10 protein-coding genes and 1 pseudogene are annotated in these 9,566 nt (G+C 71.1%); 4 read left to right on the forward strand and 7 right to left on the reverse strand.

The features are described from left to right. Positions 1-528, reverse strand: a pseudogene (locus AOK24_RS01430) (AMP-binding protein); the annotation flags it as partial. 111 nt (positions 529-639) lie between these two features. Next, a complete protein-coding gene (locus AOK24_RS01435; RefSeq protein ID WP_055718197.1) occupies positions 640-1,968 on the reverse strand; it encodes a serine hydrolase domain-containing protein in 1,329 nt (442 codons plus the stop codon). 636 nt (positions 1,969-2,604) lie between these two features. Between AOK24_RS01435 and AOK24_RS01440 the strand changes: the two genes are divergently transcribed. Next, positions 2,605-3,495, forward strand: a complete 891-nt coding sequence (locus AOK24_RS01440; protein ID WP_055718198.1) for an ArsR/SmtB family transcription factor — start codon at positions 2,605-2,607, stop codon at positions 3,493-3,495. Positions 3,496-3,650: 155 nt separating this feature from the next. Here AOK24_RS01440 and AOK24_RS01445 read toward each other — a convergent pair whose 3' ends face one another. Next, on the reverse strand, positions 3,651-4,118 hold the full coding sequence (locus tag AOK24_RS01445) for a GntR family transcriptional regulator (RefSeq protein ID WP_063799369.1): 468 nt from the start codon (positions 4,116-4,118) through the stop codon (positions 3,651-3,653). 96 nt (positions 4,119-4,214) lie between these two features. Here AOK24_RS01445 and AOK24_RS01450 point away from each other — a divergent pair, with 96 nt between their 5' ends. Genes AOK24_RS01450 through AOK24_RS01460 form a run of 3 tightly spaced genes read left to right on the forward strand, consistent with a single transcriptional unit; the run spans position 4,215 to position 6,312 of the window. Beyond that, positions 4,215-4,583 carry a hypothetical protein gene (locus AOK24_RS01450; RefSeq protein ID WP_055718199.1) on the forward strand — a complete coding sequence of 123 codons (369 nt, stop codon included), beginning with the start codon at positions 4,215-4,217 and terminating at the stop codon, positions 4,581-4,583. Beyond that, entirely contained in the window at positions 4,580-5,518 is a 939-nt protein-coding gene (locus AOK24_RS01455; RefSeq protein ID WP_055718200.1) for an ABC transporter ATP-binding protein, read from the forward strand. Before AOK24_RS01450 ends, AOK24_RS01455 begins: the two co-directional genes overlap by 4 nt. Further along, on the forward strand, positions 5,515-6,312 hold the full coding sequence (locus AOK24_RS01460) for an ABC transporter permease (RefSeq protein ID WP_055718201.1): 798 nt from the start codon (positions 5,515-5,517) through the stop codon (positions 6,310-6,312). The genes AOK24_RS01455 and AOK24_RS01460 overlap by 4 nt, the downstream gene beginning before the upstream one ends. An 84-nt stretch (positions 6,313-6,396) precedes the next feature. Here AOK24_RS01460 and AOK24_RS01465 read toward each other — a convergent pair whose 3' ends face one another. From AOK24_RS01465 to AOK24_RS01480, 4 genes are all read right to left on the reverse strand, one after another. Further along, a complete protein-coding gene (locus tag AOK24_RS01465) occupies positions 6,397-6,675 on the reverse strand; it encodes an MbtH family protein (protein WP_055718202.1) in 279 nt (92 codons plus the stop codon). Between the two features lie 96 nt (positions 6,676-6,771). Next, positions 6,772-7,581 (reverse strand): alpha/beta fold hydrolase, encoded by an 810-nt coding sequence (locus AOK24_RS01470; RefSeq protein ID WP_055718203.1) that lies wholly within the window; start codon positions 7,579-7,581, stop codon positions 6,772-6,774. 12 nt (positions 7,582-7,593) lie between these two features. Next, complete coding sequence (locus tag AOK24_RS01475; protein ID WP_055718204.1) at positions 7,594-8,982, reverse strand: aldehyde dehydrogenase family protein; 1,389 nt, start codon at positions 8,980-8,982, stop codon at positions 7,594-7,596. Positions 8,983-9,262: 280 nt separating this feature from the next. Beyond that, the coding region (locus tag AOK24_RS01480) for a hypothetical protein (protein ID WP_055718205.1) at positions 9,263-9,566 on the reverse strand (304 nt) is incomplete at its 5' end.

The following is a 9,566-nucleotide window of genomic DNA, read 5'->3' on the forward strand; positions in this document are numbered from 1 at the left end:
CGGCACCCAGATCTCGTACGTCGCGGCATCGAAAGAGTGCGGCGAATGGAACAACACCCGCTCATGCCCCGCGAACCGCGCATCAGCAGCCAACGCCACCACAGCACTCTGCGTGACAGCGACCCCCTTCGGCCGCCCGGTCGAGCCGGACGTGAACATCACATACGCCAAGGAGCCACCCGACGGAACCGGCAACTCCCCCTCCGGCCCCGCGACTTCACCGAGCACCAGCTCAACACCCGCATCCGCCAGAACTTGACGCACACGCTCTTCCGGAAACGCCGGATTCAGCGGAACGTACGCCGCCCCGACCTTCAGCACCCCCAGCATCGCAACGACCAGGTCAGCAGACCGCCCGAGCGACAACCCGACCCGCGACTCAACACCGATCCCACGCCCCGCCAACACCCGAGCCAACCGGTCCGACCGCTCCGCCAACTCCCCATACGTCAACACCACTTCCCCACACACCACCGCCACCGCATCCGGCGCCTCCACCACCCGCTCCCCGAACACCTCCACCACAGACCGCCCGGACTCACGAACCTCACGCATCGTCATGACTCCTGATCACCTTGCGACTTGGACGGGGTGGGGACAAAGGCGGCAACACGCGGAGGGCGGCACCGGCCCGTACGCCTAGCGGCGCGCCAGCGCGCGTCCGCCGTACTGGAGGAGCGTGACGGGCCCCTCCGCCCGCTCCCGGACGAACCGCCCGACGACGGGGACGGAGTCGAGCTCCGTGTCGCGGGCGACGAAGCGGTCGTCCTGGTGGATCACGAGCCGGGAGTCGAAGTAGTCCCGGCGAGTGAGGAAGAGCCCGGAGGGATCCGCGACCACGACGAGCGTCAGGTCGCCGTTGGTGTACTCGCCGACGTACTCGGCGGGATCCTCGACGTGCGGGGTGTCCGGGTGCGGCAGGGCGTAGTGGCCGATGTCCAGCCCCTGCGCGCGGAGTTCGCCGAGCAGGTCGTCCCAGAGCCGGCCGCCGGTCGTGGCGTTCGCGGTCAGCGCGAGGGCGGTGTTCGTCCCGGGGTGCAGGCGAAGGTGGCAGGAGGAGCCCGCGACGGCGCCGTCGTGGCCGAGCCAGGTGGTGCCGTCGGTGCCGTGGTGGGCCATGAGACCGAGTGCCCAGCCGTCGGCGAGCCCGTAGGGTTCGGCTCCCGGCACGAGGGCACGCATCTCGGCGGCGGCGTCCTTGTCCAGTACTCCGGAGCGGTCGTCGAGATGGAGACGGGCGGCGGTGACGAGAGCGGTGGCGCTGCCGGCGAGGGCCCCGGCGGCGGCCGTCGACAGAGGGATGAGGTGGTCGACAGGTTCGACACCACCGTCGCCGCTCGCATCGAGCCGTACGGCATGACCGTCCGTGACCCGGTGGGCGGGAGCGCCGGGGCGCGGATCGTGCAGGAACGCCGGTGTCACGCCCAGGGGATGGAGGAGGCAGGTCTCCAGCGCCGTCCACCAGTCCATCCCCGACGCGCATTCGAGGACCCGCCCCATCAGGCAGTACCCGGCGTTGGAGTAGGAGAACGCGAGACCGGGGCCGAAGAGTCCGGGTGTCTCGGCGCAGGCAGCCGCCCACCGTTGGTAGGACGGCCCTCGCATGTCGGGGCAGTCGACGGTGTCGGCGAGTCCCGCGGTGTGGCTGAGGAGCTGACGGACGGTCGCGGCGCCGAGTGCGTGGCCGGGGGGCCGGCGCAGTTCGGGGACGAGCCCGGCGAGCGGCTCGTCGAGGTCGAGATCGCCGTCGGAAACGAACTGCATGGTCAGGGCGGCCGTATGGAACTTGGTGACCGATCCGTAGGGGAACACGGATTCCGGGGTGACCGGTCGGCCGGTGCGCAGTGATTCCTGGCCGACGACGCATTCGGTGAGTTCGCCGTCGTGGTACAGCGCCAGTTGCGCACCGGGGACCCGGTGCCTGCGCACCAGCCGACGGAAGGTTTCCGACAGACGAGCAGCCTTCACGACATCCTCTCCATAATTCCGCGGTTCATTGGCACGCGTACGTTGGTCGGGACCAATTCGTCCGCTGCCGTCGTGATGCGGAAATAGGGCGGCTGTCGCGCACGCCCGGGGGTCGATTGCCGGACGGACGGTGGGTGAACGCACGAGCACGCCGCCTCGGCCCAGTCAGAATCCCGCATGGGCGACCGGCGGGCAACAGGGTTCGGCGGATTCAGAAACCCGCAGGTCAATCGGGGTTCCTGAAGGTGTTAATCGAATCGGTACCGACCCCGGAAATCTGACGGTCCATCACGCGCCGAGGCAATTTGCAGGGTTCTACCAATGAGTACTCGCAGCAAATGCCCAGCAGGCGGACAACTCGAACCGGAACAACTCCTCCACCCCTCTGTCAACAAGGACGACTTGTTGTACACTAAACGTGGCCGAGTCGTGCCCGTGCAGCAGCCACGAAGTGGTCACGGGCATATGCCGAAACGCTGCAGTAACAACGGGGGCTTCGAATCTTGCGATTCATGCACCTCGCCACGAGCTGAATGAGGATGGGTATAAATGCTCAGGCATGCTCAACGAGGACAGCACAGCAGAGCGAATGAGAGAAGAACACACGGACTACAGATACATTTCACCTTCGACGACGTGGCGAATTTCCGGCTCCTCAAGACGCTCGGCCCGACGGCCGAGTCGTTATTCGCCCTCGAGGTCCTGCGCCACAACGCCAACGACGCCTACGCCGGCTGGCGCAGGGGCGTGCGCTCCGAGTACATACGGCGACTGCCCCACTTCCTCAACCTGGCGGAGTCCCTGGCCTCCTCGCCCGACCTCGTCTCGCTGCGGGTCACCGCGCCGGACACCGTCAAGACGGAGCTGAGCACCGAGGGGATACCCGCCCCCCGGCTGCGCCATCTCACCTGCGGCCTCAGGGAGTTCCAGGAGGCCGCGATCCGGCCGTACTGGCCCCGCGCGCTCAGCTATCTGGAGAGCGAGCGGGAGTCCTGCGGCCGGCTGATGTTCACGGGCGGCCTGCACCAGGTCTTCGGGGCACTCAACCGCAAGATGAGATGGCGCCCTCCGGTACTGACCGTCCCGAGCCGGCACTCCGGTGAGGTACGGCTGTCGGGGAGCGGGATCGTCCTGGTGCCCTCGCTCTTCCTGAGCGGCTCGCCGCGCCTCTTCCTGAACGAGGAGGAGCCCGAGAAACCACCGGTCCTGGTCTATCCCGCGGTGCCCAACCCCCTGGTGGCGACGGCGCTGTGGACCTTCGCACCGCCGGAGCAGTCGCTGGCCTCGCTGGTGGGCAGCACCCGCTCGGCCGTGCTCCAGGCGCTGGCCGAGAGCCGTACGACGACCGAACTCGCCCATCACGTCGGCATCTCCGCGGGCTCCGCGAGCCAGCACGCGACGGTACTGCGCAACGCCGGGCTGATCTCGACGACCCGGACCAGGACGTCCGCGATCCACACCCTCACCCCGCTCGGCATCGCCCTGTCCATGGGCTTCCACTGGCCCAAGCACGCCGAAGCGGCCTGACCCGCCGCACCGCGTACCCGACCGCGCGACCCCCCTCCTGTCACGCGCCGGCCACGCGGTCCTCTCCTGTCGCGCGCCGCCCCGCACGGCACGTCCCGTACGGCGGCACGCGGCAGGAGCACGGTCCGCGCCCACCCGCACACCCCGGCGCCGCCTCACCGCGCACCGCCGTACCCGCCGGGACCGTCGAGCCCTTCGCTCCCGTCCCCCTTCTCCAGCTTCTCCGGCCTCTCCGGCTCCTGTGCCCCGAACCCCTCCAGCGTCAGCCGTACGCGCTCGACGATCTCCTCCCGGGGGATCCCCCGCACCACCGCCTCCGCGAGGAGCGTCCGCGCCCGCCGCTCCCAGTCGGCGACCGCCTGCGCCTCCACCGGCCCGTGCCCGGGATCGGGGCGCACCACGGCCCCGCTCTTGCGGTTGATCCGGATGATGCCCTCACGCCGCAGCAGGTCGTACGCCTTGTTCACGGTGTGGAAGTTGATGGCGAGGTCCCCCGCGAGCTGCCGCGTGGAGGGCAGCGAGGCGCCCGCCACGAGCAGTCCCTCCGCGATGGCTTCCACCACCCGGTCACGGATCTGCTGATAGATCGGCGTCTCGCTGTCGAGGTCGAGAATCAGGTGCACGAGGCAGATCCTATCTGATATACATCTACTAGAACAGACGCTCACGACAGTTCCCGCACGACAGTTCCTGAAGGAACAGGGGCGAGGAGGATCGCCATGGCAGCGGTAAAGGTTTCCGGGACCCGGCTGACGGTCGAGTTCACCGAACGCGAGAGCCGCTGGACGGGGAGGGAGGACGTGACGGTGCCGCTGGCGTCCGTCCGGGAAGTCACCCTGGTGGAGCGGCCGTTCAAGGCCGCGCACGGCGCACGCAACGGCTACCAGTCCGCGTTCACCAAGATCGGCACCTGGGGCATCTTCACCGGCCCCCGCCAGCTCGTGGCGGCCCGGCGCGGTGAACCGGGGCTGCGCGTCCTGCTCGACAAGGAGGCGTCCGGCGGCGAGTTCGACGAGATCGTGGTCTCCGTCGAGAACGCCGCGGACCTGGCCCGGCGGATCACGCAGGGGTCCGGGAGCGCGGCGTGACGGCTGCCGGACAGCGGATCGAGGTCACGGACCTGACGAAGAGGTTCGGCCCGGTGACCGCGGTGGAAGGGCTCGGCTTCCGCGTCGAGCCCGGCGTGGTCACCGGCTTCCTCGGCCCCAACGGCGCGGGCAAGACCACCACGATGCGGATGATCCTCGGACTCGTCGCCCCCACCTCGGGCAGCGCGACGATCGGCGGGAAGCGCTACGCGCAGCTGTCGAGACCCTCCGAGACCGTCGGCGCCGTCCTGGACGCGTCCGCCTTCCACCCCGCCCAGACGGCCCGCCGCCACCTGCGGGTCTACGCCGCGATGGGCGGCTACCCCGACTCCCGCGCGGACGAACTGCTGGAGCGGCTGGGGCTCGCGGGCGCCGCGCACCGCCCGACCCGCGAGTTCTCCACCGGTATGCGCCAGCGCCTGAGCCTCGCGACGGCCCTGCTAGGCGACCCCCGGGTGCTGCTCCTCGACGAGCCGAGCAACGGCCTCGACCCGGAGGGCATCGCCTGGCTGCGCCGCTTCCTGCGCACCCTCGCCGCCGAGGGGCGCACGGTCCTGGTCTCCAGCCACGTCCTCAGCGAGGTCCAGCAGATCGTGGACGACGTCATCGTCATCCGGCGCGGCCGACTGGTCGCGGCCGGGCCGCTGGCGGAGCTGACCCGGGCGGTGCGCCCCGCCGTCCTGGTCCGCTCCCCCGACGGCGAGGCGCTCGCCGCGGCCCTCCCGGCGGGGCAGGTCGAGCCCGCCCGGGACGGCTGGCTGCGGGTGCGCGGACTCAGCTCCGAACAGGTCGCGGACACCGCCCTGGCGGCCGGCCTGCGCGTGCACGAACTGGTCACCGAGAACGTCGGGCTGGAGGAGCTGTTCCTCCGGCTCACCGCGGACGGGGACCAGCCGGACAAGACCCCCGCCGATCACGAAGGGAGCCGGCGATGAGCAACCTGGTCCGAGCCGAGTTCCGCCGCCTCACCGCCACCCGCCTCTGGCTCGGCGCCCTCCTCACCGCCTGCGCCTTCGGCGGCGGCCTCGTCGGCCTGCTCGGCCTCGTCGGCCCTGAGAACTTCGATCCCCCGCTGCCCGCCCTGGACACCGCGGAGGGCACCCGAGCGGTCCTCGGCTTCCTCAGCTACACGGTGTTCGTCCCGGCCGCGCTCGGCACGGTCGCCGTGACCTCCGAGTACCGCCACCGAACGGTCAACTTCACCTTCCTGTTCGCCCCCCGCCGCTGGCAGGTCCTCACCGCGAAGCTCGTCACGTACGGCGTCGCCGGCCTGGTCTACGGCCTGGTCCTGACCGGTACGGCGGGGCTCGCCCTGTTCGGCGCCGCCGCCGCGCGCGGCGTGCCGCTGGGCATGGCCGGCGGCGACGTCCTGGTCCTGCTGCTGCGGCTCGCGGTCGCGATGGCCGTGTACACGCTGCTCGGCGTCGGGATGGGCGCGCTGATCCGCCACCAGATCGCCGCGCTGGCCCTCGTGGTCGGCTACCTCTACATGGGCGAGACGCTCCTCATGGCGATCCCCGGCGTGAACGTCCTCTACCCGCTGCTCCCCGGCGGCGCGACGGCCTCGCTGACCGGTTTCACCTACGTCGCGGACGCGCTCGCCGAGCAGACCTCGACCAGCGCGATCTCCCTGCTCTCCCCGGTCGGCGGCGGCTTCCTGCTCGCCGCGTACGCCCTGGCCGCCGTCCTCGTCGCTCTGCTGGTCCCCGTCCGGCGCGACGTGCAGTGACGGCGACGTCCAGGGAACGCGGGGGTGCCCCGGGACATCGCCCGGGGCACCCCCGTACGGCTCCTGCGCGAGGAGCCCGGTGTGTCAGACGGCGGCACCGGCCGCCGGGCTGGATGCCGCCTCCTGCGCGGCCCGGGCGGCGCGGGCGGCCTCGTTGGCCTCCATCTCCTTGATGAGGCTCGTGGGCCGCATGTCCGTCCAGTTCTCCTCGACGTACTCCAGGCACGCCGCGCGGGTGTCCTCGCCGAAGACGACCTTCCAGCCGGCCGGCACCTCGGCGAAGACGGGCCACAGCGAGTGCTGGTTCTCGTCGTTGACCAGGACGTAGAAGGTGCCGTTCTCGTCGTCGAACGGGTTCTCCATGGGGTGTTTCCCTTCCTTGAAGTGGGGGTTTCATGGCTCGCCACCGGCCCGCGCGACACAGTGCCGCCCGGGTCGGAGCGACGTGCGGAAAACGGATCAGCCGCGCCCGGCGAAGAACTCCAGCAGCGCCGCGTTGACCTGGTCGGGACGCTCCAGGTAGCCGTAGTGGCCGGCGTCGGCGATCTCGGTCCAGCGGGCGCCGGGGATGGCGGCGGCGACCTCGCGGGCGAGGTGCGGCGGCAGGACGAGGTCGTCGGCGAAGCCGATGACCAGACAGCGGGCGCGGATGGCGCGGTAGGCGGCGAGGCGGCTGGTGGTGATGTCGATGTCCATCTGGGCGCGGTGGCCCCCGGAGTGGGCGACGGGGGCGACCTCGAAGATGTCCAGCCAGTCCTGGATCTCCTTGTCCTCGTCGAGCGAGGCCGGGGAGAGGTACTGGAGGGCGCGCAGGGTCGCGGCGTAGCGGGGCGGCAGTTCCCGGCCGAGGTCGTGGAACTCCCGTTCGGCGCGGGCGTGGGCGCGGCGGAAGACGTCGGTGCGTCCGCGGGTCGCCATCAGGACGGCGTCGGTGACCAGGTCGGGCCGGGCCAGGCAGAGTTCCTGGGTGATGTGCGCGCCGAGCGAGGTGCCGACGAACCTGCACGGCCCGAGGCCGAGGTGGTCGGCGAGGGCGGCGGTGTCGGCGACCAGGTCGTCGATCGTGAAGCCGTCCGCGCACGGGCTGGTCGGCGGTATGCCGCGGTTGTTGAAGGTGACGACCCGGTAGCCGGCGGCGACCAGGGCGGGCACCTGGTGCAGGTGCCAGGCGCGGCCCGCGGAGCCGGAGCCCATGACCATGACGACGGGTTCGCCGTGTCCGGTGTCCTCGAAGCTCAGGTCGATCCCGTTGATCCTGCTGATCGGCACGTCCGCTCCCCGTCAGGCGCCGTGCCGGTACCCGGCGAAGACGACGGCCTCGTCGGGGACGCGGGCCGGGATCGGCCGGGAGACGGTGGTGTGGTTGAGGAAGTGCCGCCAGGTGACGTTGCCGGAGACGCCGGAGCCGCCCCAGGTGCCGCCGGCGAGGGTGGTGGTGAAAGGGACGCCGCTGTCGAAGCTGCCCGTGTTGGTCATGGTCGACTGGTTGACGACGACCCGGCAGCTGTCGACCGCCTCCGCGAGCCTGAGGACGCGCGCGGCGTCCCGGGTGTGCACGGCGCAGCTGTGGCCGCGTCCGCCGCAGCGCTCGGAGATGTCCTTGACGAGCCGGATCGCCTCGTCGAAGTCGTCGTAGCGGGCCGTCGTCAGCACCGGTGAGATCTTCTCGCGCAGGACGGCGCCGGCCCGCGCGGGGTCGGGGCAGGGCAGGACGAGGACCGAGACCTTCTCGGGCTGGTCGAGGGCGATGCCCGCGGCGGGGGCGATCTCGGCGACGGAGCGGCCGATCACCGTCCGGTTCAGGGTGGTGCCGTCCGGCCACAGCAGCGCGGTCAGCCGGGCCGCCTCGGCGGCGTCGCACAGGTGCGCGCCCGCGTGGACGAGCCCTTCCTCGAAGGCGGCGGCGAGGGAGGAGTGGACGAGCACGTTGCTCTCGGAGGAGCAGGAGGTGCCGTTGTTGAAGCCGGCGCCGCTGTGGATCTTGCCGATGGCGTCGGCGAGGTCGGCGGTCTCGTCGACGATGACGGTGGGGTTGCCGACTCCCGCGCCGATCGCGGGGGTTCCGCTGTGGTGGGCGCGGCGGACGGTGCCCGCCCCGCCGATCGCGACGACGAAGTCGGCCGCCGCCATGAGCCGGGTGCCGCTCTCGCGGCCCGCCTCGGGCAGGCACTGCACGAGGTCCTCGGGGGCGCCGACCTCGGCGAGCCCTTCGCGCAGGACGTCGACGACGGCCCGTGCGGCGCGCTCGGCGCGCGGGTGGGGGCTGAACACGACGGCGTTGCGGGTCTTCAGCATGGGCAGCGCGTTGCAGATGATGCCGGGCGCGGGGGCGGTGGCGGGGCTCGCGACGGCGATGACGCCGAGCGGTTTCGCGATCCGCACCAGGCCGAGGTCCGGCTGTTCGTCGACGACGCCGACGGTTCGCGCGCCGTGCAGGTCGCGCAGGATGCCCAGGGTGCGGCGGCGCTGGAGGGCGTAGAGGTCCTCGACGTTGCCGAGTCCGGTCTCCTCGAAGCTGAGGCGGGCCAGCCGGCGTGCGGTGCCTTCCCGGTAGCAGTGCCAGCCGGCGGCCACCGCGGCCTCGTCCGCCTGTTCCTGGGTCCAGGACGCCGCGTGCGCCTGGGCCGCGCGTGCTCGCCGTACGGTGTCCTCCACGGCTTCGCTGATCACGTGTTCTCCCCCTAGGCCATTCGCTCGAACGGGAGCACGAACCCCCGCCACGGCAACATATCCAGGCGTCCGGCGGCGAGCCACTGTTTCTGGCGTGGCTGAAATAGCGGAGTTTTCCCCGGGCCCCGGAACAGGCGCCGAGCAGCGGGATTCGTGCTGTGCCAAACCCCCTTCCCGCGCGGGCCCGCGCCGGGCCCGTGGATAAGGGGGCGGAAAAGGAGACGCCGCCCGGGTGTGGGCGGCGTCTGTGACACAAGAGGCGAGATCTTCACTTTCCCCTTCACCGAGGCCGTGATATCGCCCCGGAATTGCCGTGACTTTCCCCTTCCGGCCCGTTCAGGACGATCGGGGCGTCGGGGTCGGCGCACAGCGCGGTGAGCCGGTCCTTGAAGGCGGCTATGAGACGTTCTGCGGTTTTCCGGTCGCAAAGGGCGTGGTCGTGGATCAATTCGCCGGTGATGCCCGCCGGGGTGCCGTCCCGTGTGTCGTATTCCTCCCGGAGCTGGAGCAGGATTCCGGTGTCGGTGTGGGTGACGGGAAGGGGGTGGAGGGCGACGGTGAGGCCGCCGGGCCAGTGCGGGGGC

Source organism: Streptomyces niveiscabiei (assembly GCF_001419795.1).
Taxonomy (GTDB): Bacteria; Actinomycetota; Actinomycetes; order Streptomycetales; family Streptomycetaceae; genus Streptomyces; species Streptomyces niveiscabiei.